Genomic DNA, 24,068 nt, shown 5'->3' on the forward strand with positions numbered 1-24,068 from the left:
GGCGCAAAGCGGATCAATAGCCGCCACGCGGCGGCTCGCAGGCGAGGCCGTCACCATCGCCGTCCATCCAGGAGCGATATGAGGGATCCCAACTGGGGATGTCTTTTCGGCCGGCTGCCCGCACGGCCGTGCAGCCGCTGTAATGCTGATCGGTCGTGCGCACTTTGACATATGACGCGACTGCTGCGCGAGGAGCTGATGGCGTGATCGCGAACCAGGTCAGGGCAAAAGCCACAACAGCGGTTAGGCCGACGACGGCAGCAAAAGGTAGCTGGAAGGGGCGAGCAGGGGGCGCTTGCCGGTGAGATCTATGGGGCGATTTTCGGCGCATCAGCACACGATGCTCGCTGAAGGTTGAGCGGCCGTTACGATGTTGATCGGCGTTCTCTGACATCGCCAGGGCGACCGTCAATCGAGGTGAGAGGGCTATCTGGAGGTGGCCCAGCTTCACCCCAGCGCTGACGCCAGCCGTCCCGCGATCCGCGTCGCCGCTTCTCTCACCGGGTGGTCGGCAAGGTGCGCATACCGGGCGGTGGTCTGAACCTGAGTGTGTCCCAATAGCTTGCCGATCATCGGCAAGCCTTCGCCCGCCAAGACGCCGTCCGACGCATAGGTGTGGCGAAGGTCGTGAATGCGAACGTCTTCCAGGTTGGCAGTCTTACGAATGCGCCGCCACGGATGCTGGAGATCGGTGAGGTGGCTTCCTTCCAACTTGCCGACGATGACGTAGGGATTGCCGTCCACCTCAGGCAGCTTGCGCAGCAGTTCGACGACGGCGTCGCCCAGGTAGACCGTCTTCGCTCCGGTCTTGCTGTCCGGCAGCCGGAAGCGGCCAGCCCTGAAGTCGATATAGCTCCACTTCAATGTCTGGATTTCGCGCAGGCGGCAGCCGGTGAGCAGCAGCAGCCTGAAGGCGGCGACGGCGAAACGGCTTTCTGCGCCTGTGCGCTCGGCCTCTTGAAGGGCCGCGCCCAGGCGCTCGATCTCTTCGGGCGACAGGAAGCGCTCTCGCTTGCGCTCGGGGAAGGCCTTCACGTCGTCGCATGGATTGGTGCGCTTGTCCCGCATGCCCCAGACCTCGGCCAGGTTCATCATCTTGGAGAGAACGCCTAGGACCCGGTTCGATTGGTAGGGGGTATGGGCATACTTCCCATGCAACTCCGCCACGTCGGCAGAGGTCACTGTCCGAACCCTCTGTTTGCCGAAGAACGGATTGATGAAGAACTGAATGGCTCGCTTGTACTCGTACTCGGTGGTCGGCTTGCAGCGCACGGCGACATGTTCCTTGAGGAAGCGCGCTCCCAACTCCTGAACCGTCGCTGCCTGACGCTCCATGTCGCGCAACGTCGCTGGATCGGCCCCGCCGCCGCGAACGGCGCCCAGCATCCGGTTGGCCTCTCGTCGCGCGATCTCGGCCGTCACGACGCCATGCTGGCCCAGCGCCATGCGTCGCGTTCGGCCGTGCCGCCGATACTGGATCAGATAGAAGCGTTTGCCATTTGGCATCACGCGGACGCCGAAACCCGGCAACTCGCCATCGAAAATAATGTAATCTCTGGCGCGAGCCTCGAGGCGGTCCACCACGCGCTTGCTCAACTTCTCGCTGGCCATCTCCAAGTCCTTTTCTGACGATGTCGCCGCGTTTCAAGCCGGTTGTTCCGTGGAAGCAATATGGAAGCGGTTGGCGGAAAAGCAGGGCGAAATAGATCGCAGAAACGGTGAGTCAGAATGGCTGGGGCGTCAACAGAAAGTCAGGCATAGTAGGGGTTTAGCGTTCAATAAGAAGCGCCGTCGCGAGAAGTGAAAACTCTAAAAATCGTTCTCATAACCTGAAGGTCGCAGGTTCAAATCCTGCTCCCGCACCCAGATCAACCCCACGGTCCCAGACCGTGGGGTTTTCTGCGTTCTGGAATACGCCCCGCGCCCTGGACGACAAACGCCGCCCCGGCGGCTATGAGCCCAGAGACGGGACCAGCAGCTTGTCCAGGGTGATCGGAAGGTCGCGGATGCGTCGGCCGGTCGCGTTGTAAATGGCGTTGGCCACGGCCGCGCCCGTGCCGGTGATGCCGATCTCGCCGACCCCGCGCGCGCCCATCGGCGCATGCGGGTCCGGAATGTCGGTCCAGATCACGTCGATGTCCGGCACGTCCATGTGAACCGGGACGTGGTACTCGGAGAGGCTGGGGTTCATGATGCGGCCGTTGCGCGGGTCGACCTGGGTCTCTTCCATCAGGGCCAGGCCGAGGCCCATGATGACGCCGCCGCGGAACTGGCTGGCGGCCGTCTTCGGGTTCAGGATCCGGCCGCAGTCGAACGAGCCGAGGAAGCGGCGGATCCGCGGTTCGCCCGTAACGACATGACTGCCGCCTCACAGAACATGGCCGCGTGGCTGTGCATCGACCAGTGCATGGTCTCCATCGGTTGAGGCGGCTCGGCCTCGACGCAGACGCTCTTGCGTTGGGCCCGGCCCAGGATGGAGGCGTAGCTCTCGAAACGGGTTTCGTCCTCCAACCCGCAAAGGCCGCCGTCACGGCAGGCGACCTCGTCGGCCTTCAGGCCGGCTAGCGGCGAGTCATTGCCCGCCAGCTTCAGCAGCTCCCCCACCAGCGTCCTGTGGGCGGCGATCACCGAGGCGCCGATGGCCGCGGTCTGCTGCGAGCCGCCCGCCATGATCAGGCCGGGCAGGGTGGAGTCGCCATAGTTGAACCGGACGGCGTCCATCGGCAGGCCGAGCCGTTCGGCCGTGACCTGGGTTTGAACGGTGGCCGTGCCCATGCCCATCTCATGGACCGCCACGTCGACGATCGCCTGTCCGTCGCGCGTCAGGGTCAGGCGGGCGGCCCCGCCCGGCATGCGGTAGTAGGGACAGGTGCCGGTCGCGCACCCCATGCCGATCAGCCACTCGCCTTCCTGGCGGGCGCGGGGACGCGGATCGCGCCGGCTCCAGCCGAACCGTTCGGCGCCGTCGCGGAAAGCCTTCTCCACTTCGCGCGAGGAGAAGGGGAGGCCCTGCGTCGGATCCTTTTCCGGCTCGTTCTTCAGCCGCAACTCGATCGGATCCATGCCGAGCGCCTCGGCCAGTTCGTCCATGGCGACCTCGAGCGCGAAGGTGCCGACCGCCTCGCCCGGCGCGCGCATGAAGGTGTTGCCGATCATGTATCCATACCGGGGTGACGGCCAAGACGCCGCACAACATCATGCCCGAGCCCTTCATCCTGCCGACCCGCAGCGTGTATGGCGCCGAGACCATGCTGCTCGACGTCCAGCAGGTCGAACTGGAGCTTGCCGCTTCGGTCGGCGCCCAGCGCGACCCGCTGTTCGGTCATGGAGCGTCCGCCGACGGTGCGGTACACGCCCTCGCGCGACAGCACCAGCCGCACGGGAACGCCCGCCAGCCGGGCCGCCGCCGCGGCGAGTATCTGGTGCTGCCACAGGGTCTTGGAGCCGAAGCCCCCGCCGACGAAGGGCGAGGTGACGACCACCTGGTCTTCCTTCAGATCGAACACCTTGGCCAGCGTCCAGGCGGCATGGGCGACCACCTGCTGGGCGTCGTGGACGCGCAGGCTGTCGCCGTCCCAGGCCAGGGTCACGGCGTGCAGCTCGATCGGATTGTGGTTGTGGCGCGGCGTGACATAGGTCGCCTCGACCTTCACCTCGGCCTCGGCGAACGCCTGTTCCGCCTTGCCGATCTCATTGTGCAGCGGCTGACCCATGAACTGGGCCTGGCGGGCGCCGGCCTGTTTCACCTGGTCGAAGTCGGTCGCGGCTTCTTCCGCCTGATAGCGGACGCGGATCAGGGACTGGGCGTGATCCGCCTCTTCCTGGGTCCGGGCCAGGACCACGCCGATGGGCTGGCCGTTCCAGTGCACCCGGTCGTCCTGAAGCACGGGCAGGCCGTCGCCCCCGGCCGCCTTGGGATCGGTCAGGAAGATCGGCGTCGGCTTCAGCTTCGGCGCGTTCTCGTGGGTCATCACCAGGACCACGCCCGGCGCGGCCCGGGCGGCCTCGGCGTCGATTTCCACGATCCGGCCCTTGGCGATCGTGCTGTAGAAGACCGCCGCATAGACCATGCCGTCCATGGGAAATTCGGCGGCGAACCGCGCCTGGCCGGCGACCTTCAAGGGACCATCCAGACGGGAGACCGGCTTGCCGATATGGCCGTGCTGACGGCGGATCAGCGGGTCCGGATGGCCGCCGGGCACCCAGCTGTCCGGGGCCAGGGCCACCGCCTTGCCCATCAGGCCCTGCATCAGGCCCTGGGCGCGGGTCTTGGCTTCGTCCAGAATGCTCATGACGCCTGCCCCTTGGCCAGCTCGCCAAGGACCGCGACCATCGTCCGCTTGGCCAGTTCGATCTTGAACGCGTTGTGTTCGAGCGGCCGGGCGTCGGCCAGTTCCGCCTCGGCTGCCGCGCCGAACGCGGCCTCGGTCGCCGGACCGCCGCGAAGCGCCGCCTCCGCCTTGAATGCGCGCCAGGGCTTGTGCGCCACGCCGCCGAGGGCCAGCCGGACGTCGGCCACGCGGTCGTCTTCCACCGTCAGCACTGCGCCGATCGAGATCAGGGCGAAGGCGAAGCTGGCGCGATCGCGCACCTTTCGATAGGCCGACCGGCCGGCGAGGGGCGGGGGCAGGCTGACATGGGTGATCAACTCGCCGGGCCTCAGCACCGTGTCGATCTCGGGCCGGTCCTCCGGCAGGCGATGAAAATCGACCATCGGCACGGTGCGCCCGCCGTCCTGCCCGCGCAGATGGACCTGGGCGTCCAGGGCCGTCAGGGCCACGCACATGTCCGACGGATGCGTCGCCACGCAGGCTTCGGAGGCGCCCAGCACCGCGTGAATCCGGTTGAAGCCGCCGACGGCATCGCAGCCTTGACCCGGCGCGCGCTTGTTACACCGCGCGCCGTCGTCGTCGTAGAAGTAGGCGCAGCGGGTGCGCTGCAGCAGATTGCCGCCGACGGTGGCCATGTTGCGGATCTGGCCGCTGGCGCCGGAGAGAATGGCGCGGCTGAGAAGGGGATAGCGTCGCCGGACCAGCCGGTGCTCGGCGACGGCGGTGTTGCGGGCGGCGGCGCCCAGGCTCAGCCCGCCGTCGTCGGTCTCGCCGATGTCGCTGGAGAGGCCGGTGACGTCCACGACCGATGTCGGCCGCTCCAGCGTCTCGCGCATCAGATCGACCAGATTGGTGCCGCCGCCCAGATATTTGGCGCCGGGCAGGGCGCCCAGGCGCACCGCCTCGTCGGCGCTGGCGACGCGGCTGAAGGCGAACGGCGTCACTGCGCCGCCTCGCCGAAAATCTCCTGAATCGACGCGACGATGCCGTTGTAGGCGCCGCAGCGGCACAGGTTGCCGCTCATGCGCTCGCGCACCTCCTCGGCGGTCAGGTCAACCGCGTCCGCTTCCAGATCGGGCGACACATGGCTGGGCACGCCGCGTCTCGCCTCGGCCGCCATGCCGATCGCCGAACAGATCTGTCCCGGGGTGCAGTAGCCGCACTGGAAGCCGTCATGCTCGACGAAGGCGGCCTGCAGCGGGTGGAGGTCGCCGGGCGCGCCCAGGCCCTCGACGGTCGTCACCTGCCGTCCGTCGTACTGGACGGCCAGGGCCAGGCAGGACAGGACGCGCTCGCCGTCGACCAGGACCGTGCAGGCCCCGCAGGCGCCCTGGTTGCAGCCCTTCTTCGTGCCGGTGAGATGAAGCTGTTCCCGCAACAGATCGAGCAGGGAGACCCGGGGGTCGTCGGGCGCCGAGACAGCCTGGGCGTTGATGAGGATGGCCAAGACCGGCCTCCTTGGCTTTGATCCCGGGACGACGGCGTCCCGCCTTGCGAAACGACGCCGAGACGGTCGGGTTCAGCCCGCCGGCGCGCTTGTCGCGCGCGCCGGCTCTGACGGATCCGCCTAGCGACCCACGATCGCCATCAGGTGCGGCGGATAACGCTCTCCCTCGACGCCGATCTCGTCGGCGGCGCGACCCATTCGGCCACGTCTTCGGCGGTCAGCTCCAGATCGGCCGCGGCCAGATTTTCCTGGAGGCGGTGCCGCTTGGTCGTGCCGGGGATCGGCACGATCCAGGGCTTCTGCGCCAGCAGCCAGGCCAGGGCGACCTGCGCCGGCGTGGCGTCGTGCGCGCCTGCGATCCGGCGGATCAGATCCACCAGGGCCTGGTTCTTCGCCATCGCCTCCGCCTGGAACCGAGGCAGTCCCGCCCGGAAATCGCCTTCGTCAAGCCGGGTGTCCTTGGACATGGCGCCGGTGAGGAAACCCTTGCCGAGCGGGCTGTAGGGCACCAGGCCGATGCCCAGCTCTTCACACGCTTCCAGGATGCCGTTCGTTTCCGGGCCGCGCGTCCACAGCGAATATTCGTTCTGCAACACGGCCACCGGCTGGACGGCGTGGGCGCGACGCACGGTCTCGGCGCCCGGCTCCGACAGGCCGAAGTGACGCACCTTGCCCTCGGCGATCAGATCCTTGACCGCCCCGGCCACGTCTTCGATCGGCACGTTCGGATCGACCCGGTGCTGGTAGAAGATGTCGATCACGTCCGTGCCCAGGCGCTTCAGAGAGGCCTCGGCCACCGCCTTGATGTGCTCGGGACGGCTGTTCAAGCCGGCCTGCTTGCCGTCTTGGATGTCGAAGCCGAACTTGGTGGCGATCACGACCTGATCGCGAACCGGCGCCAGGGCCGCGCCGACCATCTCCTCATTGGTGAAGGGGCCATAGACCTCGGCGGTGTCGAAGAAGGTCACGCCCAGATCCGCCGCCTGGCGGATCAGGTCGACGCCTTCGGCCTTGGTGACCTTGTGGGCGTAACCGAAGTCCAGGCCCATGCAGCCAAAGCCGAGGGCGGACACTTCGGGGCCGGCGGCGCCCAGCGTGCGGGTTTTCATGGCGTTCTCCTGCGATATCCAAGAGGCCAAGATGAGCGCTGGCTCATGCATGCGTTAGGCGCCTGAAGCTTCTTGCGCTCATCAATCCTGCTCATGAAAGACGCCCGAACCATGGTGAAGGCGGCTCATGACGCCGATCAGGAGGTCGCCCCTGACGAATGGCGGCTTCGCGCGTTATGTGTCTCGGAATGACCTTGATCATCAATGCGCAGCACGCCACCGCCGTCCGCGACAGGCTGGTCGATCCGTTCGGCCGGGCCATAGACTATGTGCGCGTGTCGGTGACGGACCGATGCGACCTGCGCTGCGTCTATTGCATGGCGGAGCGGCAGACGTTCCTGCCGAAGGCCGAGTTGCTGACTATCGAGGAGCTGGACCGCCTGTGCACGGCCTTCGTCGACCTGGGCGCTCGCCGCATCAGGCTGACGGGGGAGAGCCCCTGGTGCGCCGGGGCTTCATGGATCTTGTCCAGGGCGTGGGCCGGCATCTGAGGTCGGGGCGCCTGGAGGAGCTGACGCTGACGACGAACGGAACGCTCCTCGCCGACCATGCCGAGGGCCTGTTCCGCGCCAGCGTCCGCCGCGTCAACGTTTCGATCGACACCCTGAACCCGGACGCCTATCGCCGGATCACGCGCGGCGGCGACCTGGGCAAGGTGCTGGCGGGGATCGAGGCCGCCCGTGCAATCGGCCTGCGGATCAAGCTGAACGCCGTGGCGCTTCGCGACGACAATGCGGACGAACTGCCCGACATGATCCGGTGGGCGCATGAGCGCGACATCGACATCAGCCTGATCGAGACCATGCCGCTGGGCGAGATCGAGGCCGATCGCATGGATCAGTATCTCAGCCTGGCGGAGGTGCGGCGCGGTCTGGAGCAGACGTGGACCCTGACGCCCGTCGCGCACCGGACAGGCGGGCCTTCCCGCTACGTCCGCGTTGCGGAGACCGGCGGCCTGCTGGGGTTCATCACGCCGCTCAGTCATATGTTCTGCGAAAGCTGCAATCGCGTGCGCGTCACCTGCACGGGGCGGCTGTATCTGTGCCTGGGTCAGGATCACGCCGTGGATCTGCGCGACGCCCTGCGCGATCACCCCGACGACGACCGGCCTCTGCGGGCGGCGATCCGTTCGGGAATCGGCCTAAAGCCGGAAGGCCACGATTTTCGGATCGAGCGGCGCGGCGCGGCGCCGGCCGTCGCCCGACCCATGTCGATGACCGGAGGCTGAGATGGCGCGAGTTCTGCTTTTCGGCGCGTTCGGGGACATGGCCGGCTGGACCGAGCGCGAGGTCGCGGCGGACACGCTGGGCGCGCTGAGGATCCAGGTCGCGGGATCCGACCCAGGTCTTGCGGCGCGTCTGTCGTCGCCGAGCACCTTGGTCATCGTCAACGATACGCTCCTGCCGCACAGCCTGCGTCCGGACGACCATCTCCTTGCGCCGCGCGACGAGGTCGCCTTCGGCCCGCCGGTCAGCGGCGGCTGAAGATGATTTCCATCACCCAAGACGCGCTGGACGTCGGCCGCCTGCTGGACGCCTTCTGCAAGGATCGAGACCAGACCGGCGCGGTGGTCAGCTTCGTGGGCCTGACGCGGGCGGGGCGCCCGGCGCCGCCGTGGATCGACTGACGCTTCAGGCCTATCCGACCTTCACCGAGGCGGTGATGCGGGAAATCGAGGCCGAGGCGCGGCAGCGTTTCGACGTCCAGGACATCCTGGCGGTCCACCGGTGGGGCGCGGTGGGCGTGGGCGAGCAGATCATCTTCGTGGCGGTGGCCGCGCGGCATCGCCGGGCGGCCTTCGAGGCCTGCGACTATCTGATGGACCAGTTCAAGACCCGGGCACCCTTCTGGAAGAAGGAAGAGGGGCCGGACGGCGCGCGCTGGATCGAGGCGCGGGACCAGGACCATCGCGATCTGGAACGCTGGACGGACAAGGAAGACGAATGACCAACACCGACACCCTGCCGGCGCCCGGCGGACGATTGATCGAAGGCGACATCCGGCCGGTTCGCATCGCGGTGCTGACCGTGTCCGACACGCGCGACGAGGACAGCGACACCTCCGGCGCCATCCTGGCCGCACGCATCGAGGCCGCCGGTCACGAGGTGGCGGGAAAGACCCTGGTCCCCGACGACGTGGAGGCCATCCGGACCCAGGTGCGGTCTTGGATCGAGGGCGGAGGGGTCGATGCGATCATCACCACCGGCGGCACCGGCCTGACCGGCCGCGACGTCACGCCCGAGGCCCTGGAGCCGCTGTTCGACAAGCGGATCGAAGGGTTCTCCGTCGTGTTCCATCAGGTCAGCTACCAGTCGATCGGCCTGTCCACCCTGCAGTCGCGGGCGACGGCGGGCGTGATCGGCGGAGTCTTCGTCTTCTGCCTGCCGGGCTCGAACGGCGCGGTTCGGGACGGATGGGACAAGGTCATCCGCTGGCAGCTCGACAGCCGGCACAAGCCCTGCAATCTCGTCGAGATCATGCCCCGCCTGTTGGAACGCTGATGCCCGACCTGACTCATATCGACGCCGACGGCCGCGCCCGAATGGTGGACGTGTCGGACAAGGCGAGCAGCGCGCGAAGCCGTGGCCGCGGGGCGGCTCAGGATGCAGGCGCAAACCCTTCAGACCGCCTTGTCCGGCGGCGGCAAGAAGGGGGACGTGCGCGCCGTGGCGGAAATCGCCGGGGTGATGGCGGCCAAGCGGACCGGCGACCTGATCCCGATGTGCCATCCGCTGATGCTGACGTCGGTCAAGGTCAGCGTGGAGCCGCTCGACGACGGCTCGGGCCTGCAGGCGACGGCCCGGGTGAAGACATCCGGTCAGACCGGCGTCGAGATGGAGGCCCTGACCGCCGTCAGCGTGGCCCTGCTGACGCTGTACGACATGCTGAAGGCCGTCGATCGCGGCATGACGATCGAGGGCGTCGGCCTGGTCAGCAAGTCCGGCGGCGCGTCTGGCGATTGGGTTCGTCCGTGACCCTGCCGGATGTCGATACGGCGCTGGCCCGAATGCTGGCGCGGACAGCGCCGCTGGACGAAGAGACGGTGGGCTTGGGCGAGGCCGATGGGCGGTGGCTGGCCGAGGCGGTCGCGGCCCGTCGCGACCAGCCGCCGTTCGACGCCTCGGCGATGGACGGATGGGCGGTGAGGGGGACGGATGTCCGACCCGGCGCGCGCCTGCGCATCGTGGGCGAAAGCGCCGCCGGCGGGTCGGTCGATTTCAGGCTGAACCCTGGAGAGGCCGCTCGGATATTCACCGGCGCGCCGATGCCCGAGGGGGCCGACGCCGTCGTCATTCAGGAGAAGGCGACCCGCCAGGGCGACGCGGTGATCCTGGGCGAAGCCGGCGCCGATCCCGCCTGGGTGCGGCCGCGCGGCGGGGACTTCAAGGCGGAAGACGTGCTGCTGTCGGCCGGGGTGCGGCTGAATCCCTGGAGGCTGGCCTTGGCCGCGTCCGCGGGCGTCGGCGCCGTCCGCTGCGGCCGGCGGCCGCGCGTCGCCCTGCTGCCCAACGGCGACGAGCTGGTGGAGCCGGGTCGGCCGATCGCGGATCACCAGATCTTCAACTCCGCCGGCCCGGCGCTGGCCGCCTTCGCCGCCCGCTGCGGCGCGCGCCCGACGGCCCTGCCGCCGGCCAGGGACGACGAGGCGGCGATCCGTTCGGCCGTGACCGGCGCGGCGTTCGATCTTCTGGTGGCGGTGGGCGGCGCTTCGGTCGGGGACCATGACCGCGTCAAGCCAGCGCTGCGCGCGCTGGGCGCCGAAATGATCGTCGAAGGGTGCGCGATGCGGCCCGGCAAGCCGGTGTGGTTCGCCGTTCTGCCCGACGGCCGGATCGTGCTGGGGCTGCCGGGCAACCCGGCCTCCGCCCTTGTCTGCGCGGAGCTTTTCCTGGCGCCCCTGATCGCGGGTCTGCAGGGCGGGGCGCCGACGCCGCGACGCGACAGCGCCGCCCTGGCGGTCGATCTGCCCGCCAATGGGCCGCGCGACCACTATATGCGGGCGCGGCTGGAGGTCGGGGCCGAGGGACGCCTGCTGGCCTGGCCCTTCTCGAATCAGGATTCGTCGCTGGTCAGCGTGATGGCCCAGGCCGACGCCCTGGTGCGGCGCCCGCCGGGTGCGCCGGCGGCGGTCGCCGGCGAGATCGTCGAGGTCATCCGACCCAGCTGACGGCGGCGTCCAGATCGTCCGGCCGGTCGATGTCGAAGACCACGCCGGGGTCGTCGATCGGCACGAGGGCGAGGTCGCCGCCCAGGCGCTGCAGCACGGACCGGGCGCCCGCGTCCCCCTTCAGCGTCATCAGCTGGGCGAACGTAGAGCGCGCGAAGGCGACGGGATGGGCGGGGCCGTCCGGATGGACGGGTCGCGCCGCGGGCGCGCCGGCGTCGATGCGGTCCAGCAGGGCGTCGACCAGGCCGGCGGGCACGCCGGGCATGTCGCCGAGCAGGATGCAGACCGATGTCGCGCTTTCGGGAAAGGGCGCGCAGGCCGGCTTGCAGCGATGCGGCCATGCCGGTCGACCAGTCGTCGGCGACGACGACGCGCAGGCGCGCATCGGCAAGGGGCTGCAGGGCGGTCGCGACCGCCTCGCGGCCCGAGCCCAGCACGACCACGACATCGGCGACGCGGGCGGCCAGCGCCGTGCGCACGGGCCGCCGGATCAAGGGCTCGCCCCGCCACGGCGCGACCAGCTTGCCGCCGCCGAAGCGCCGCCCCGCGCCCGCCGCCAGAACGATGGCGTGGCGGCTCACCCGCGCGCGCCGATGATCTCGCCGACCACGGACACCGCGACTTCGCGTGGCGCGCGCGCGCCGATCCGAAGGCCGATGGGGGCCTTCAGCCTGGCCAGGGCGTCGTCGGGGACGCCGTCGGACCGGAGCCGATCGAGACGATCGGGCAGGCGGCGGCGCGAGCCCAGCACCCCCACATAGCCGGCGTCCGTGGCCAGGGCCGCCTTGATCGCCTGGTGGTCGAGATCGGCGTCGTGGGTGGCGATGGCGACGGCCGTCCAGCGGTCGCAGCCGAGGCGTTCCAGCGCCGCCGCCGGGGCGTCGCGCAGATAGGCGGCGGCGAGCGGCGGGGGCGCTTCCGGTCCGTTCGGCCGCACGAAAACCGTTTCCCAGCCTGGCGCGCGCCTTCCTCCGCGATGGCCAGGGCGAAGGCGTCGGCGCCGATGACGATAAGGCGCTGGGACGGCGCATAGGCCCGCAGACGGTCGGGGCGCTGGACGTCGCCGGGAACGAGATCGCGACGCCCCTGGTCCGACGTCAGGGTCGCCAGCCGGCGATGATCCCGCGCCGCTCGCAGGTCGGCCAGCAGGGGGTCGTCCGGCGTGAACCGCTCCACCTGAAGGTCAAGCCGGCCGCCGCAGGGCAGGCGGGTGTCCACGAACGGGCTGCCTTCGCCGTACACCAGCCGAACGACCTGGCCGCTTTCCAGGACGTCGCGGGCATGCAGCGCCACGTCGGCTTCGATGCAGCCCCCGAAAGGAAGCCGCCCATGTCGTCGGCGGTGACCACCATCTGGGCGCCGACGCCGCGCGGCCCGCCGCCCTGGGCCGCCACGATGGTGACCAGGGCGAAGGGCTGGCCCGCGTCGGCCGCCGCGAACATGCGCGGACGCATGTCGTCCTCAAGCCCGGCCGGGTACCAGTCAGTCATCCAGCGTCAGCCTAATACGCGCGGAGGGACGTGTCAGCGGTCGACTTCGGCGGACCTGGGATATCGGGCGTCATCGACGGGCTCCATCCAGTCGACGTCCTCGCCTTCCGGATTTTCCTGGATCGCCAGGTGGGTCATGGCCGCGCCGGCGCTGGCGCCATGCCAGTGTTTGACGCCGGGCGGAATGCGGACCACGTCGCCGGTGCGGATCTCGAGCGGCGCGCCGTCCCACGCGGCGACCCAGCCCCGGCCCGCCGTGACCACCAGGGTCTGACCCTGCGGATGGGCGTGCCAGTTCGTGCGTGCGCCGGGCTCGAAGGTGACATAGGCGCCGGAGACGCGGACCGCCCCCTGGGGCTCGAAGGCCGGGTCCACCCGCACCGCCCCGGTGAAGCGGGAGGCGGGCCCCCGTGTCGATGGACGGTCGCCGGGACGACTGACCGTGACGGTGTCGGACGCCTCCTGCGCGACGGCGGGGGTGGCGGCGCCGAGGACGGCGGCGGCGATTAGGGACAGGCGATGGGACATGCGGATCTCCTTGGCGGGAAGGGTCTCAGGCTATCGGTGCGACGACTAGGCCATGGATCGCGCTTGCCTTTGTGAGTAGGCTTCATGAATGCCACGCCGTAACGACCTCAGCGACATCGCCGCCTTCCTGGCGGTGGCGCGCGAACGCAACTTCACCCGCGCCGCGTCCCAGCTGGGCGTCACCCAGTCCGCGCTCAGCCACACCATCCGCGGCCTGGAGGAGCGCCTGGGCCTGCGCCTTTTGACCCGCAGCACCCGCAGCGTCGCGCCGACCGAGGCCGGCGAGCGGCTGATCGAGTCCGTCGGGCTCCATTTCGAGGAGATCGAGGCCGGGATCGCCGCCCTGGGCTCTCTGCGCGATCGCCCCTCCGGCACGGTCCGGATCACCGCATCGGATCACGCGATCGACAGCCTGCTGTGGCCGAAGCTGCAGCCGGTGCTGAAACAGTACCCGGAAATCAAGGTCGAGTTGATCGTCGACTACGGCTTCACCGACATCGTGGCCGAGCGCTACGACGCCGGCGTTCGATATGGCGAGGCCATCGCCAAGGAGATGATCGCCGTCCGCATCGGCCCGGACGCCGAGATCGGCATCGTGGGCTCGCCGGACTATCTCAAGGGGCGCGATCCGCCCCGCCACCCGCAGGACCTCTTGGCCCACAACTGCATCAACATGCGCATGCCGACCTATGGCGGCCTTTACGCCTGGGAGTTCGACAAGGCCGGACAGAGCGTCAACGTGCGCGTGGAGGGTCAGCTTGTCTTCAACGGCATACAGCAGATCCGCCAGGCGGCGCTGGACGGGTTCGGACTGGCCTATATCCCGCTGGATATCGTACAGCCGGACATCAACGCCGGTCGGCTGGTGCGCGTGCTGTCTGACTGGTGCGAGCCGTTCACGGGCTTTCACCTCTATTATCCCAGTCGGCGCCAGGCCTCGCCCGCCTTTGTCGCGGTGGTCGACGCCCTGCGTCATCGGGTTCGGTGATGAGGCGGTCTCATGGCGGCGTTCAGAACGGCGGCATGGGCGACCGGCGACGAACGCGTCAGATTGGCGGTCCGGAAAGCCGGAAGAAAAGGGACGGTTCCTTGCGCATCTTCCACCACATCCTGCTGGCGGGCCTGCTGGCTCTGGCCGCGTGTTCGCCCGGCCAGCCGGCGGAGCGGCCGCCCCTGACCGTCTTCGCCGCGGCGTCGCTGAGCGACGCGCTTGGCGAGATCGGCCGCGCCTGGGAGGACGAAACGGGGCAAGCGGTGCGCTTTTCCTTCGCCGCCAGCGGGTCGGTCGCGCGACAGATCGAGGCGGGCGCCCCGGCGGACGCCGTGGTGCTGGCCGACCGGCCGTGGATGGATCGCCTGTCGGACGCGGGACGGATCGAACGCGACAGCCGCATCGACCTGCTCCGCAATCGTCTCGTGGTGATCGCGCGGGCCGACGCGCCGGACATGGGGGATCCGCTGTCCGCCCTGGCGGAGGGGCAGGGGCGGGTGGCCATCGGCGATCCCGACAGCGTGCCCGCCGGCGCCTATGCACGGGAATGGCTGCAGGGCCGCGGGCTTTGGGAGACGCTGCAGCCCCGGCTCGCCACCGCGACCGACGTGCGGGCGGTGCGGACGTTCGTCCAGCGGGGCGAGGCGCCGCTGGGGATCGTGTATCGCAGCGACGCGGAGGGGACGCCTGATCTGCGCGTCCTGCTGGAGCCCCCCGCCGCGGAGCAGCCGGACATCGTCTATCCCGCCGCCCTGACGCCGAAGGGCGCGGCGGCGGCGCGACCCTTCCTGGAGTATCTGCGCGGGCCCCGGGCGGGCCAGATCTTTCGCGCGCATGGTTTCGAGCCCGTCGCGGCGCCGTGATCGCGCCTCTGTCGTCCTTCGAGATCGAGGCGCTGACGCTTTCCTTGCGGGTGGCGAGCGCGGCCCTGCTTGGCGTCATCGTTCCAGCGGCCGCCCTGGGCTGGGTTCTCGCGCGCAAGCGGTTTGCGGGCAAATGGCTGGTGGAGGCGATGATCAACCTGCCCCTGGTGCTGCCGCCGGTGGTGGTCGGTCTTGTCCTCCTGACGGTGTTCGGCGCGCGCGGCCCCGTCGGTCGGGCGCTGGAGGCGATGTTCGGCGTCACGCTGGCCTTTCACTGGACGGGCGCCGCCGTGGCCGCCGCCGTGATGGCCCTGCCGCTGGTCGTGCGACCGCTGCGCCTGGCCTTCGAGGCGATCGATCCGCACCTCGAACAGGCGGCGGCCACGCTCGGCGCGCCGCCGTGGCAGGTGTTCGTTCGCGTCAGCCTGCCGCTGGCCATGCCGGGCCTGGTGTCCGGCGCCCTGCTGGGCTTCGCGCGGGCGTTCGGAGAGTTCGGCGCCACCATCACCTTCGCGGGCGCCATCTCCGGCGAGACCCAGACCTTGCCCGTGGCCATCTACATCGCCCTTCAGCGCGCCGGCGGGGAAGGGGCCGCGTTCCGGCTGGCGATCCTGTCCATCGTGATCTCGGTGGTCGCCCTGTTCGTCACGGAGGCCATCAACCGCCGTCTGCTGGAGCGCCGTCGATGAGCGGCCTGGACTTTCGCGTACGCGCGCGCCGGGACGACTTCGAGCTGGACGTCCAGGTCCAGGCGGCGTCGTCCACGCTCGCGATCGTCGGGCGCTCCGGGGCCGGCAAGACGACGCTGCTTCAGGCGCTGGCGGGGCTGGCGCCGCGCGCCGAGGTCCGTCTGGCGGTCGACGGGCGCGCGGTGGTCGATACGGCGACGCGCCTCGATCCCCTGCTCATGCGCGGGGTGGGTTACGTCTTCCAGGACGGTCGGCTGTTCCCGCACCTGTCCGTCGGAGCCAATGTGGCGTTCGGCGCGCGGTACGCCGCCGCGCCGATGTCGACGGCGGAGGCCTTGGCGCTGGTCGATCTCGCCGGCTTCGAAGACCGCCGGCCCCGCTCGCTGTCGGGGGGCGAGGCGCGCCGCGCGGCCCTGGCCCGGGCGCTGCTGCCCCGCCCCCGGCTGCTGCTGCTCGACGAGCCCTTCACCGGCCTGGACGACGAGCGGCGAGCCCGGCTGACAGGCAATCTTCAGCGCCTGCGGGACGAGACCGGCGTGCCGCTGATCCTGGTGTCCCACGACGCCCGCGACGTCGAGCAACTCACCGACCATGTCGTCGAACTGCGCGACGGACGGGTGGTCTGACGGCGCTACTCTGGCCGCGTGTCGTAAACGGCGCTGACCGCGTTGACCGCAGAGATCGCCCGGGGCCATCCGGCGTAGAAGGCCAAGTGGGTGATCATCTCTCCGACCTCGGAGCGGGTCACGCCGTTGTCGAGCGCCCGGTCGAGATGAAAAGGCAGTTGCTCAGCCTGACCGTTGACGATCAGCGCGACCAGGGTGACCACGCTGCGATCGCGGGGCGTCAGATCGGTGCGCAGCCAGAGGTCTTCGAACAGGATTTCATTGGTGTATGCGGCAAGGCCCGGCGCGACCGGTCCGGTCGAGGCCTGCACCGACGCGGCGCGCGGCGCGTCGGCCTGGGGATCGAACGGGAGCTTTTCGGTCCCGGGCGAAATCGGCGTCAGGCCCCGGTCCGTCAGCAGGCCGTTCGCGACCCCGACAGCGGACATGGCGCGCGGCCAACCGGCGTAGAAGGCCAGGTGGGTGATGACCCCGGACAGTTCGACGGGCGTCACGCCGTTGTCCAGCGCCCTTCCCATGTGGCTGCGCATCTGGTCGACGTGGCCGCCGGCGACCAGGGCGGAGACGGTGACAAGGCTGCGGTCGCGCTTCGACAGCGCCTCGCGTTCCCACATGTCCCCGAACAGGACGACGTCCGTGTATTGCGCCAACGCCGGCGCCACGTCGTGGACCTGGGGCGGCGCGACGCTGGGACGGCGCGGCTGCGCCCCGCCTTCGACGGGAGAGAAGACCGCGGCGGCGGCGAGGGCGGCGAACAGTTTCATGGTGACCTCCGGCTGACGCCCTCAATCTAGGGCCGGTGGGCCGCTCGGTTTAGAGACGCGGAACTGCATGGAGCCAGAAGCACGGCTCATGGAACCAGCCCGTCCATTATGAATGCTGCTCATAGCGGCCTGCGTTGTTGATTGACTAATCGCAACAGAGGCGCGGGCCTAGGATCGCTCGACCGAGCCGCCCGATCGGCGCTTCATCACGAAAGGAACCGTCATGCTGGCCACCGTGCTCCATGCACCGGGCGATGTCCGTTACGAGGATGTCCCCGAACCCGTCATCCAGAAGCCGACCGACGCAATCATCAAGCTGTCGGCGAGCTGCATCTGCGGCTCGGACCTCTGGCCTATCGGGGGCTGAACGCCGTGTCGCAGCCCTTGCAGATGGGCCATGAATATTGCGGCGTCGTCGTCGCCGTCGGCGAGGCGGTGAAGACGGTCAAGCCGGGGCAGTTCGTCGTTGGCTCCTTCTGCCTTTCGGACAACACCTGTCCGCATTGTCGCCACGGCTTCCAGTCGTCCTGCGAACAGGTCGAGTTCATGACCGGCGCCCAGGCGCCGTATGCCCGCGTTCCCCTGGCGGACGGCACCCTCGTCGCCACGGACGGCATGCCCGACGACGATCTGATCCCCAGTCTGTTGGCGGTCTCCGACGTGCTGGGCACCGGATGGTATGCGGCGGACGCCGCGCGGGTTCGGCCCGGGTCATCGGTGGTCGTCGTCGGTGACGGCGCGGTCGGCCTGATGGGGGTGCTGGCGGCCAAGCAGATGGGGGCCGAACGCATCATCGCCATGAGCCGCCACAAGCCCCGGCAGGCGTTGGCGCTGGAATACGGCGCGACCCACATCGTGTCCGAGCGCGGGGCCGAGGGAGCCCGGGTGATCAAGGATCTCACCGGCGGCGTCGGGGCGGACTCCGTGCTGGAATGCGTCGGCACCCAGGAGTCCATGTCGCAGGCGCTGGAGAGCACGCGGCCCGGCGGGTCGATCGGCTATGTGGGCGTTCCGCATGGCGTGACGTTCGACGGACAGCAGCTGTTCTTCGCCCAGCGCAACATGCTGGGCGGTCCGGCGCCGGTGCGGCGTTTCCTGCCGCATCTGATGGACCTCGTGCTTCGTCGCGAGATCGATCCCGGCAAGGTCTTCGATCTGCAGATCCCGATCGCCGATGTGTCGGAAGGTTACAAGGCGATGGATGAGCGACGGGCGATCAAGACTCTGCTGCGCGTCTGAACCCCGCTGATCTCATGAGGCGCTCTCATGGGAGCATTGGGCGATGATCATGGTTGCGTGTGAGACGATTTGCCGAGCTGTGCATTATGGTCGGCAAGTTCTCGCGCAGATGGGCCAGTAGATTTGGCAAGTAATAACCATTCGCAACTCGCATCGGGGTTGCCTGGCGCGATGGAATATCAGGAAGCGGCTTCTGGAGGGCTGATGCTTATGCGTGACATCTTGGAGCCGGACGTCTCGCGACGCGGCATTCTGTTGGGCGGCGCGGGGACCGCGGCCCTGGCCGCCATGCCCGCCGGCGCCCAGGAGGCGCAAGCCTCGGCGACGCCAGCGGTGGCCGCCACCACCCTGCCGGTCAGCTTCCAGGTCAACGGTCGGGAGATGTCGCTGCAGCTAGACACGCGAACCACGCTGCTGGACGCCCTTCGCGAACACCTGGATCTGAACGGCGCCAAGAAGGGGTGCGATCATGGTCAGTGCGGGGCCTGCACGGTGATCGTCAACGGACAGCGCATCAACGCGTGCCTGTCTCTGGCGGTGATGCACCAGGGCGACGAGGTGGTCACCATCGAGGGCCTGGGCTCGCCCGAGGATCTGCATCCGATGCAGGCGGCCTTCGTCAAGCATGACGGCTATCAGTGCGGCTATTGCACGCCGGGGCAGATCTGCTCGGCCGTGGCCGTGCTGCAGGAGATGCGCGACGGCGTGCCCAGTCACGTCCAGGACGACATCGCCGGTCGGCCCCCGATGACCACCGATGAAATGCGCGAGCGCATGAGCGGCAACATCTGCCGCTGCGGCGCCTATTCCAACATCGCCGAGGCCATGGCGGACGTCGCGGGGGTCCGGGCATGAGAGCCTTCAGCTACGAGCGCGCCCGCACGCCGCAGGAGGCCGCCGCCGTCGTGGCGGCCCGGCCCGGCGCCAAGTTCATCGCCGGCGGCACCAATCTGCTGGACCTGATGAAGCTGGAGATCGAGACGCCGGTCCATCTGGTCGATGTGCAGGACACCGGACTGGACCGGATCGAGGAGACGCGCGACGGCGGTCTGCGGATCGGGACCCTGGTGTCGAACACGGCCCTGGCCAGCGACCGGCGTGTCCGCCGCGATTATGGTGTGCTGACCCGCGCCATCGTCGCGGGCGCCTCGGGCCAGTTGCGCAACAAGGCCACCACCGGCGGCAACCTGCTTCAGCGGACGCGGTGCCCCTATTTCTACGACACCGATCAGGCGTGCAACAAACGCGAGCCCGGCTCGGGCTGCTCGGCCATCGGCGGCTTCACCCGCCAGCTGGGCGTGGTCGGCGTCAGCGACGCCTGCATCGCCACCCATCCCAGCGACATGGCGGTGGCCATGCGAGTGTTGGACGCGACGGTCGAGACGGTCACGCCCCAAGGCGAGACGCGCCGCCTGCCCGTGGCGGACCTGCATCGCCTGCCGGGCGAGACGCCGCACCTGGAAACGAACCTGCAGCCAGGAGAGATGATCACCGCGGTCGTCCTGCCGCGGCCCATCGGCGGCCGCCAGGTCTATCGCAAGGTCCGGGACCGGTCGTCCTACGCCTTCGCCCTGGTGTCCGTCGCCGCCGTGGTCCAGCCGGACGGGTCCGGCCGCGCGGCCTTCGGCGGCGTCGCGCCGAAACCGTGGCGGGTCGAGGCGGCGGAGGCGGCCATGCCGTCCGGCGCCAAGGCGGTGGCGTCGCGCGTGTTCGAAGGCGCGAAGACCACCGATCAGAACGGGTTCAAGATCACATTGGCCGAACGCACCCTGGCGGGCGTGCTGGCGGAGGCGAGGGCATGAAGTTCGAACGGGCCGCCGAAACAAACGCCATCGACCAGATGAAGGTCGTCGGACGTCCCCATTCCCGCGTGGAGGGCGCGCTGAAGGTGACGGGCCGTGCGCCCTACGCCTATGAGCATCGGGAGGAGTCGAGAACGCCGCCTATGGCTATGTCGTGGGCTCGGCGATCGCCAAGGGTCGCATTCGCGCCATCGACACCCAGGCGGCGCGTTCGTCGCCTGGCGTGCTTGGCGTGGTGACCGCCGAAAACGCCGGCGAGCTGGAGAAGGGCCAGTACAACACCGCCCGTCTGCTGGGCGGACCCGATATCCAGCACTATCACCAGGCGATCGCGGTCGTGGTGGCCGAGACGTTCGAGCAGGCGCGCGCAGCCGCCGCCCGCCTGAAGGTCTCCTACGTCCGCGCGCGCGGGCGCTTCGACCTGGAAGCCCAGCGGGAGACCGCGACCGAGGCCAAGGACGTCAAGGACGCCGAAACGGGAGACTTCGACGCCGCCTTCGCCGACGCCCCGGTCAAGCTGGACGAGACCTATCACACGCCGGATCAGAGCCACGCCATGATGGAGCCGCACGCCTCCATCGCGACCTGGAACGGCGACGAGCTGTTCGTCTGGACCTCCAACCAGATGATCACCTGGGGCAAGGGCGATCTGGCGCGCACCCTGGGCGTGCCGGCCGAAAAGGTCCGGATCTCGTCGCCCTACATCGGCGGCGGTTTCGGCGGAAAGCTGTTCCTCCGCGCGGACGTGCTGCTGGCGGCCCTGGCGGCGCGCGAGGTGGGACGGCCGGTCAAGGTCGCGCTTCCGCGCCCGTTCATGGGCAACAACACCACGCACCGCCCGGCCACCATCCAGCGGATCCGCATCGGCGCGAACCGCGACGGCAAGATCCTGGCGATCGGGCACGACAACTGGAGCGGCGATCTTCCCGGCGGCGGCCCCGAGAACGGAACCGCCCAGACCAAACTGTTCTACGCCAGCGACGCCATCCGCACCCGCGTCCGGCTGGCCGAACTGGACCTGCCCGAAGGCAACGCCATGCGCGCGCCGGGCGAGGCGCCGGGTCTGATGGCGCTGGAGATCGCCATGGACGAGATGGCCGAGAAGCTGGGGATCGACCCCGTCCAGTTCCGCATAATGAACGACACCCAGGTCGATCCGATGAACCCCGAGAAGCGGTTCTCGAAGCGACAGTTCGTTCAATGCCTGACCCAGGGCGCCGAGCGGTTCGGCTGGTCGCGCCGCGCCGCGCCGGGCGCCACGCGCGACGGGCGCTGGCTGGTGGGCCTGGGCATGGCGGGCGGCTATCGCGGCAGCCCCACGATGAAGTCGGGCGCCCGGGTCCGCCTGACGCCGGAGGGCCGGATCATCGTCGAGAGCGACATGACGGACATCGGCACGGGCTCCTACACCATCATGGCCCAGACTGCGGCCGAGACGATGGGCGTGCCCCTCGATAGGGTGGAGATGCGACTGGGCGATTCCGCCTTCCCGTCGGCCGCCGGATCGGGCGGCCAGTGGGGCGCCAACAGTTCGACGTCGGGCACATACGCCGCCTGCGTCAAGCTGCGCGAAGCCGTGGCGCAGAAGCTGGGCTACGACCCCGGCGGCGCCGTCTTCAGCGACGGCCGGGTCCGGGACGGCCGCCGGTCGGCGACCCTGGCCAGCGCCGCGCGCGACGGCGAAATCGTCGCCGAGGACGCCATCGAGTTCGGCGATTTCACCCAGCAGTACGAGTACGGCACCTTCGCCGCCCATTTCGTGGAGGCCGCGGTCGACATGTACACGGGCCAGACCAAGATCCGCCGCATGCTGGCGGTCTGTTCGGCCGGCCGCATCCTCAATCCGACCACCGCCCGCAGCCAGGTCATCGGCGCCATGACCATGGGCGTCGGCGGCGCCCTGATGGAGGAACTGGTCGTCGACAAGCGCCTGGGCTTCTTCGTCAACCACGACCTAGCGGGCTATGAGGTGCCGGTGCACGCCGACATCCCGCACCAGGAGGTTGTCTTCCTCGAAGAGGCGGATGAGCTGTCCTCGCCGATGAAGGCCAAGGGCGTGGGCGAGCTGGGCCTGTGCGGCGTCGGGGCGGCGGTCGCCAATGCGATCCATAACGCAACCGGCGTGCGAATCCGCGAATATCCCGTCACCCTGGACAAGTATCTGGATCGATTGCCGGAGCTGGCGTGAAAGGCCTGAGACCGCAATCGTCAAGGCGAGGGACGACGACGCGAGCGTGAGACGCGCGAGGGCCTAAAGGCGGCGCGTCGACTGGCGGGGAATGAGCGAAGGGGTGGCGCGGCGAACCGCGGGGGCGCCCGGCGTGTCGGCCTGGGTCAGCAGTTCCATGGCCGTGGCGGCGATCTGGCCGAACGGCGTCCTTACCGTGGTCAGCGGCGTGGGCAGGTGGCTGACCAGCGGGATGTCGTTGTAGCCCACCACGGAAATGTCGCCGGGAACGGACAGCCCCTGCTGGGCCAGGGCTGACAGGGCGCCCAGCGCGGTGTTGTCGTTGATGGCGAAGAGGGCGGTGGGCCGATCGGCTAGGGTCATCAACTCACGCGCCGCCAGGTTGCCGGCCTCCAGGCTGAAGCTGGAGGGCACGACCCACTCGGGGCGCACCGACAGGCCGGCCTCGTCCATCGCCGCGCGATAGCCCTCCACCCGCCCCGCCGCGCTGGAGGCGTCGCTGGGGCCCGCGACCACGCCGATCCGGCTGTGGCCGAGGTCGATCAGGTGGCGCGTCGCCAGATAGCCGCCCAGGCGGTCGTCGCCGACGGAGGAGGGGTGCACCCCATCGGTCCGAAGGGCGAGAACGAAGCGGACGCCTTGGGCCGCAAGCCGTTCGGCCAGGCCATCCCCGGTTCGTGTCGTCGCCAGGACGAGGCCGTCGACGCCCCGCGCCATCAACATCTCCGCCGCCCGCTGATTGGCGACCGGATCGTCATTGGTCGTGGCGACGATGGTGAACCGCCCCGACTGAGCCGCGGCATGGGCGAGGGATTCGTAGAGCATCGCCATGACCGTGTCGGTCAGGCGCGGCACGATCACGCCGATCGTGCCCGTGGACCCGCGCCGCAGGTTGGCGGCCGAGACGTCGCGGACATAGCCCAGTTCCGTCGCGACGCGGCGCACCAGGCGCGCGGCCTCGGTATCGGACGGAGAGCCTTCGTCGAGGAACCGCGACACGCTGCTTTTCGACATCACCGGCGAGGGCACCCGCGTCGCGGCCGAAGAGGCCAAGGCGTGCAAGGCCGCGGGCGCGACCGGCGCCCTGGTCTATCCGAACCACGGCTGGCTGCGTTTCGGCTTCAGAAGGGCGCGCCGCAGGACCGCTACAAGGCGATCTGGCAGGAGTCCGGCCTGCAATGCATCCTGTTCCAGTATCCCGACGCGACCAAGGCGTCCTATGACCTGGACACTCAGATCGACATCGCCACCCAGGAGGGCGTCGTCGCCACCAAGAACGGCGTGCGCAACATGAAGCGCTGGTACGTCGAAATCCCCGAATTGAAGAAGGCCGCGCCGGAACTACAGGTGCTGTCGTGCCACGACGAATGGCTGCTGCCCACGATGTTCGACGTCGACGGCCTGCTGGTCGGCTATGGCAACATCGCGCCGGAACTGCTGGTCCAACTGATCGCGGCCGGCAAGGCGCAGGATTATCCCGAGGCGCGCCGCATCTTCGAGCAGCTGCTGCCGATCACCAGGGCGGTGTATCACCGCGGCTCGCATATGGAGGGCACCGTCGCCCTGAAGCTGGGCCTGGTGAAGCGCGGCGTTCTGGATCACGCCACGATCCGCGAGCCGCTGAAGAACCTGGGCGAGGCCGCCGAGCGCCAGATTTTCGAAGCGTTCGACGCCGCCGGCGTCGGCTCGGTCGGATCCTCCGCGATCGCCGCCGAATAAGGATCAGCCCCCGCGTCGTCCGGCGCGGGGGCTGCTTCGCTTTCAGGCCTGGCGTGACCGGGCCCGACAAGCCTATCACCGCGCCGATGCCCCGTCAGAAGTGTCACGGCGCCT

General features: G+C 69.3%; 27 protein-coding genes and 4 pseudogenes. 16 read left to right on the plus strand and 15 right to left on the minus strand.

Annotation, left to right across the window (positions count from 1 at the left end):
• Nucleotides 1-13 precede the first annotated feature (13 nt).
• The 8 genes from MU852_RS15445 to MU852_RS15475 form a co-directional block, all read right to left on the minus strand.
• Nucleotides 14-412 carry an excalibur calcium-binding domain-containing protein gene (locus tag MU852_RS15445; RefSeq protein ID WP_249750292.1) on the minus strand — a complete coding sequence of 133 codons (399 nt, stop codon included), beginning with the start codon at nt 410-412 and terminating at the stop codon, nt 14-16.
• Nucleotides 413-447: 35 nt separating this feature from the next.
• Nucleotides 448-1,611 carry a site-specific integrase gene (locus MU852_RS15450; protein WP_249750293.1) on the minus strand — a complete coding sequence of 388 codons (1,164 nt, stop codon included), beginning with the start codon at nt 1,609-1,611 and terminating at the stop codon, nt 448-450.
• A gap of 340 nt (nt 1,612-1,951) precedes the next feature.
• On the minus strand, nt 1,952-2,335 hold the full coding sequence (locus tag MU852_RS17575; RefSeq protein WP_347342405.1) for a xanthine dehydrogenase family protein molybdopterin-binding subunit: 384 nt from the start codon (nt 2,333-2,335) through the stop codon (nt 1,952-1,954).
• A complete protein-coding gene (locus MU852_RS15455; protein ID WP_283843662.1) occupies nt 2,293-3,156 on the minus strand; it encodes a xanthine dehydrogenase family protein molybdopterin-binding subunit in 864 nt (287 codons plus the stop codon). Before MU852_RS15455 ends, MU852_RS17575 begins: the two co-directional genes overlap by 43 nt.
• Complete coding sequence (locus MU852_RS15460; RefSeq protein WP_249750294.1) at nt 3,153-4,292, minus strand: xanthine dehydrogenase family protein molybdopterin-binding subunit; 1,140 nt, start codon at nt 4,290-4,292, stop codon at nt 3,153-3,155. Before MU852_RS15460 ends, MU852_RS15455 begins: the two co-directional genes overlap by 4 nt.
• The gene (locus tag MU852_RS15465) at nt 4,289-5,275 is read right to left on the minus strand and encodes an FAD binding domain-containing protein (protein WP_249750295.1); all 987 of its coding nucleotides are present in this window, start codon (nt 5,273-5,275) and stop codon (nt 4,289-4,291) included. The genes MU852_RS15460 and MU852_RS15465 overlap by 4 nt, the downstream gene beginning before the upstream one ends.
• A complete protein-coding gene (locus MU852_RS15470) occupies nt 5,272-5,778 on the minus strand; it encodes a 2Fe-2S iron-sulfur cluster-binding protein (RefSeq protein WP_249750296.1) in 507 nt (168 codons plus the stop codon). The genes MU852_RS15465 and MU852_RS15470 overlap by 4 nt, the downstream gene beginning before the upstream one ends.
• A 140-nt stretch (nt 5,779-5,918) precedes the next feature.
• On the minus strand, nt 5,919-6,887 hold the full coding sequence (locus MU852_RS15475; protein WP_249750297.1) for an aldo/keto reductase: 969 nt from the start codon (nt 6,885-6,887) through the stop codon (nt 5,919-5,921).
• A gap of 176 nt (nt 6,888-7,063) precedes the next feature.
• On the opposite strand from MU852_RS15475, the pseudogene moaA reads away from it, so the two are divergent.
• The 6 genes and pseudogenes from moaA (at nt 7,064) to MU852_RS15505 (ending at nt 11,055) form a co-directional block, all read left to right on the plus strand.
• A pseudogene (gene moaA / locus MU852_RS15480) lies at nt 7,064-8,115 on the plus strand (GTP 3',8-cyclase MoaA).
• Between the two features lie 37 nt (nt 8,116-8,152).
• Entirely contained in the window at nt 8,153-8,371 is a 219-nt protein-coding gene (locus tag MU852_RS15485) for a MoaD/ThiS family protein (RefSeq protein ID WP_249750298.1), read from the plus strand.
• A gap of 2 nt (nt 8,372-8,373) precedes the next feature.
• Nucleotides 8,374-8,834, plus strand: a pseudogene (locus tag MU852_RS15490) (molybdenum cofactor biosynthesis protein MoaE).
• A complete protein-coding gene (moaB, locus tag MU852_RS15495) occupies nt 8,831-9,388 on the plus strand; it encodes a molybdenum cofactor biosynthesis protein B (RefSeq protein ID WP_249750299.1) in 558 nt (185 codons plus the stop codon). The pseudogene MU852_RS15490 and the gene moaB overlap by 4 nt, the downstream one beginning before the upstream one ends.
• Nucleotides 9,388-9,862 (plus strand): annotated as a pseudogene (gene moaC, locus MU852_RS15500) (cyclic pyranopterin monophosphate synthase MoaC). The gene moaB and the pseudogene moaC overlap by 1 nt, the downstream one beginning before the upstream one ends.
• Nucleotides 9,859-11,055: a molybdopterin molybdotransferase MoeA gene (locus MU852_RS15505; RefSeq protein WP_249750301.1), complete on the plus strand. Its 1,197-nt coding sequence runs from the start codon at nt 9,859-9,861 to the stop codon at nt 11,053-11,055. The pseudogene moaC and the gene MU852_RS15505 overlap by 4 nt, the downstream one beginning before the upstream one ends.
• Here the strand turns inward: MU852_RS15505 and MU852_RS15510 are convergent.
• From MU852_RS15510 to MU852_RS15525, 5 genes and pseudogenes are all read right to left on the minus strand, one after another.
• Nucleotides 11,039-11,503, minus strand: coding sequence for a nucleotidyltransferase family protein (locus MU852_RS15510; protein ID WP_430641159.1), 465 nt, complete (start codon nt 11,501-11,503; stop codon nt 11,039-11,041). The genes MU852_RS15505 and MU852_RS15510 overlap by 17 nt on opposite strands.
• A pseudogene (locus tag MU852_RS18330) lies at nt 11,409-11,636 on the minus strand (NTP transferase domain-containing protein); the annotation flags it as partial. The gene MU852_RS15510 and the pseudogene MU852_RS18330, both read right to left, overlap by 95 nt.
• Nucleotides 11,633-11,992, minus strand: a complete 360-nt coding sequence (locus MU852_RS15515) for an XdhC family protein (RefSeq protein WP_249750303.1) — start codon at nt 11,990-11,992, stop codon at nt 11,633-11,635. The gene MU852_RS15515 and the pseudogene MU852_RS18330, both read right to left, overlap by 4 nt.
• A 160-nt stretch (nt 11,993-12,152) precedes the next feature.
• Entirely contained in the window at nt 12,153-12,545 is a 393-nt protein-coding gene (locus tag MU852_RS15520) for an XdhC family protein (RefSeq protein WP_249750304.1), read from the minus strand.
• Nucleotides 12,546-12,578: 33 nt separating this feature from the next.
• Nucleotides 12,579-13,073 (minus strand): (R)-mandelonitrile lyase, encoded by a 495-nt coding sequence (locus MU852_RS15525; protein ID WP_249750305.1) that lies wholly within the window; start codon nt 13,071-13,073, stop codon nt 12,579-12,581.
• 88 nt (nt 13,074-13,161) lie between these two features.
• On the opposite strand from MU852_RS15525, the gene MU852_RS15530 reads away from it, so the two are divergent.
• The 4 genes from MU852_RS15530 (at nt 13,162) to MU852_RS15545 (ending at nt 16,242) form a co-directional block, all read left to right on the plus strand.
• Complete coding sequence (locus MU852_RS15530; protein WP_249750306.1) at nt 13,162-14,061, plus strand: LysR family transcriptional regulator; 900 nt, start codon at nt 13,162-13,164, stop codon at nt 14,059-14,061.
• A 101-nt stretch (nt 14,062-14,162) separates the two neighbouring features.
• The gene (modA, locus tag MU852_RS15535) at nt 14,163-14,927 is read left to right on the plus strand and encodes a molybdate ABC transporter substrate-binding protein (RefSeq protein ID WP_249750307.1); all 765 of its coding nucleotides are present in this window, start codon (nt 14,163-14,165) and stop codon (nt 14,925-14,927) included.
• The gene (modB, locus tag MU852_RS15540) at nt 14,924-15,616 is read left to right on the plus strand and encodes a molybdate ABC transporter permease subunit (protein ID WP_249750308.1); all 693 of its coding nucleotides are present in this window, start codon (nt 14,924-14,926) and stop codon (nt 15,614-15,616) included. Before modA ends, modB begins: the two co-directional genes overlap by 4 nt.
• Entirely contained in the window at nt 15,613-16,242 is a 630-nt protein-coding gene (locus MU852_RS15545; RefSeq protein WP_249750309.1) for an ATP-binding cassette domain-containing protein, read from the plus strand. The genes modB and MU852_RS15545 overlap by 4 nt, the downstream gene beginning before the upstream one ends.
• Nucleotides 16,243-16,247: 5 nt before the next feature.
• Here MU852_RS15545 and MU852_RS15550 read toward each other — a convergent pair whose 3' ends face one another.
• Nucleotides 16,248-17,006 (minus strand): carboxymuconolactone decarboxylase family protein, encoded by a 759-nt coding sequence (locus MU852_RS15550; RefSeq protein WP_249750310.1) that lies wholly within the window; start codon nt 17,004-17,006, stop codon nt 16,248-16,250.
• A gap of 223 nt (nt 17,007-17,229) precedes the next feature.
• On the opposite strand from MU852_RS15550, the gene MU852_RS15555 reads away from it, so the two are divergent.
• The 5 genes from MU852_RS15555 (at nt 17,230) to paoC (ending at nt 22,235) form a co-directional block, all read left to right on the plus strand.
• On the plus strand, nt 17,230-17,373 hold the full coding sequence (locus MU852_RS15555; protein ID WP_249750311.1) for an alanine acetyltransferase: 144 nt from the start codon (nt 17,230-17,232) through the stop codon (nt 17,371-17,373).
• A gap of 5 nt (nt 17,374-17,378) precedes the next feature.
• Nucleotides 17,379-18,245: a zinc-binding dehydrogenase gene (locus tag MU852_RS15560; protein ID WP_249750312.1), complete on the plus strand. Its 867-nt coding sequence runs from the start codon at nt 17,379-17,381 to the stop codon at nt 18,243-18,245.
• Nucleotides 18,246-18,455: 210 nt separating this feature from the next.
• The gene (gene paoA, locus MU852_RS15565; protein WP_249750313.1) at nt 18,456-19,100 is read left to right on the plus strand and encodes an aldehyde dehydrogenase iron-sulfur subunit PaoA; all 645 of its coding nucleotides are present in this window, start codon (nt 18,456-18,458) and stop codon (nt 19,098-19,100) included.
• Nucleotides 19,097-20,047, plus strand: coding sequence for an FAD binding domain-containing protein (locus tag MU852_RS15570; RefSeq protein WP_249750314.1), 951 nt, complete (start codon nt 19,097-19,099; stop codon nt 20,045-20,047). Before paoA ends, MU852_RS15570 begins: the two co-directional genes overlap by 4 nt.
• Before the next feature lie 154 nt (nt 20,048-20,201).
• Nucleotides 20,202-22,235: an aldehyde oxidoreductase molybdenum-binding subunit PaoC gene (gene paoC, locus MU852_RS15575; RefSeq protein WP_283843666.1), complete on the plus strand. Its 2,034-nt coding sequence runs from the start codon at nt 20,202-20,204 to the stop codon at nt 22,233-22,235.
• A 63-nt stretch (nt 22,236-22,298) separates the two neighbouring features.
• Here the strand turns inward: paoC and MU852_RS15580 are convergent, their stop codons facing one another.
• Nucleotides 22,299-23,234, minus strand: coding sequence for a LacI family DNA-binding transcriptional regulator (locus MU852_RS15580; RefSeq protein WP_249750315.1), 936 nt, complete (start codon nt 23,232-23,234; stop codon nt 22,299-22,301).
• Nucleotides 23,235-23,291: 57 nt separating this feature from the next.
• Between MU852_RS15580 and MU852_RS15585 the strand changes: the two genes are divergently transcribed.
• Nucleotides 23,292-23,954 (plus strand): dihydrodipicolinate synthase family protein, encoded by a 663-nt coding sequence (locus tag MU852_RS15585; protein ID WP_249750316.1) that lies wholly within the window; start codon nt 23,292-23,294, stop codon nt 23,952-23,954.
• Nucleotides 23,955-24,068: the final 114 nt, after the last annotated feature.

The sequence above is a fragment of the Brevundimonas albigilva genome (assembly GCF_023503965.1).
GTDB classification, from domain to species: domain Bacteria; phylum Pseudomonadota; class Alphaproteobacteria; order Caulobacterales; family Caulobacteraceae; genus Brevundimonas; species Brevundimonas albigilva.

What these genes read in the sequence shown, in the direction of transcription:
- MU852_RS15555 (WP_249750311.1), top strand. Translation starts at nt 17,230, where the DNA reads ATGCTGGCCACCGTGCTCCATGCACCGGGCGATGTCCGTTACGAGGAT.
- MU852_RS15460 (WP_249750294.1), bottom strand. Translation starts at nt 4,292, where the DNA reads ATGAGCATTCTGGACGAAGCCAAGACCCGCGCCCAGGGCCTGATGCAG.
- paoA (WP_249750313.1), top strand. Translation starts at nt 18,456, where the DNA reads ATGCGTGACATCTTGGAGCCGGACGTCTCGCGACGCGGCATTCTGTTG.
- MU852_RS15455 (WP_283843662.1), bottom strand. Translation starts at nt 3,156, where the DNA reads ATGATCGGCAACACCTTCATGCGCGCGCCGGGCGAGGCGGTCGGCACC.
- MU852_RS15530 (WP_249750306.1), top strand. Translation starts at nt 13,162, where the DNA reads ATGCCACGCCGTAACGACCTCAGCGACATCGCCGCCTTCCTGGCGGTG.
- MU852_RS15485 (WP_249750298.1), top strand. Translation starts at nt 8,153, where the DNA reads ATGGCCGGCTGGACCGAGCGCGAGGTCGCGGCGGACACGCTGGGCGCG.
- MU852_RS15550 (WP_249750310.1), bottom strand. Translation starts at nt 17,006, where the DNA reads ATGAAACTGTTCGCCGCCCTCGCCGCCGCCGCGGTCTTCTCTCCCGTC.
- MU852_RS15510 (WP_430641159.1), bottom strand. Translation starts at nt 11,503, where the DNA reads ATGTCGTGGTCGTGCTGGGCTCGGGCCGCGAGGCGGTCGCGACCGCCC.
- MU852_RS15475 (WP_249750297.1), bottom strand. Translation starts at nt 6,887, where the DNA reads ATGAAAACCCGCACGCTGGGCGCCGCCGGCCCCGAAGTGTCCGCCCTC.
- MU852_RS15450 (WP_249750293.1), bottom strand. Translation starts at nt 1,611, where the DNA reads ATGGCCAGCGAGAAGTTGAGCAAGCGCGTGGTGGACCGCCTCGAGGCT.
- MU852_RS15570 (WP_249750314.1), top strand. Translation starts at nt 19,097, where the DNA reads ATGAGAGCCTTCAGCTACGAGCGCGCCCGCACGCCGCAGGAGGCCGCC.
- MU852_RS15545 (WP_249750309.1), top strand. Translation starts at nt 15,613, where the DNA reads ATGAGCGGCCTGGACTTTCGCGTACGCGCGCGCCGGGACGACTTCGAG.
- MU852_RS15525 (WP_249750305.1), bottom strand. Translation starts at nt 13,073, where the DNA reads ATGTCCCATCGCCTGTCCCTAATCGCCGCCGCCGTCCTCGGCGCCGCC.
- MU852_RS15520 (WP_249750304.1), bottom strand. Translation starts at nt 12,545, where the DNA reads ATGACTGACTGGTACCCGGCCGGGCTTGAGGACGACATGCGTCCGCGC.
- moaB (WP_249750299.1), top strand. Translation starts at nt 8,831, where the DNA reads ATGACCAACACCGACACCCTGCCGGCGCCCGGCGGACGATTGATCGAA.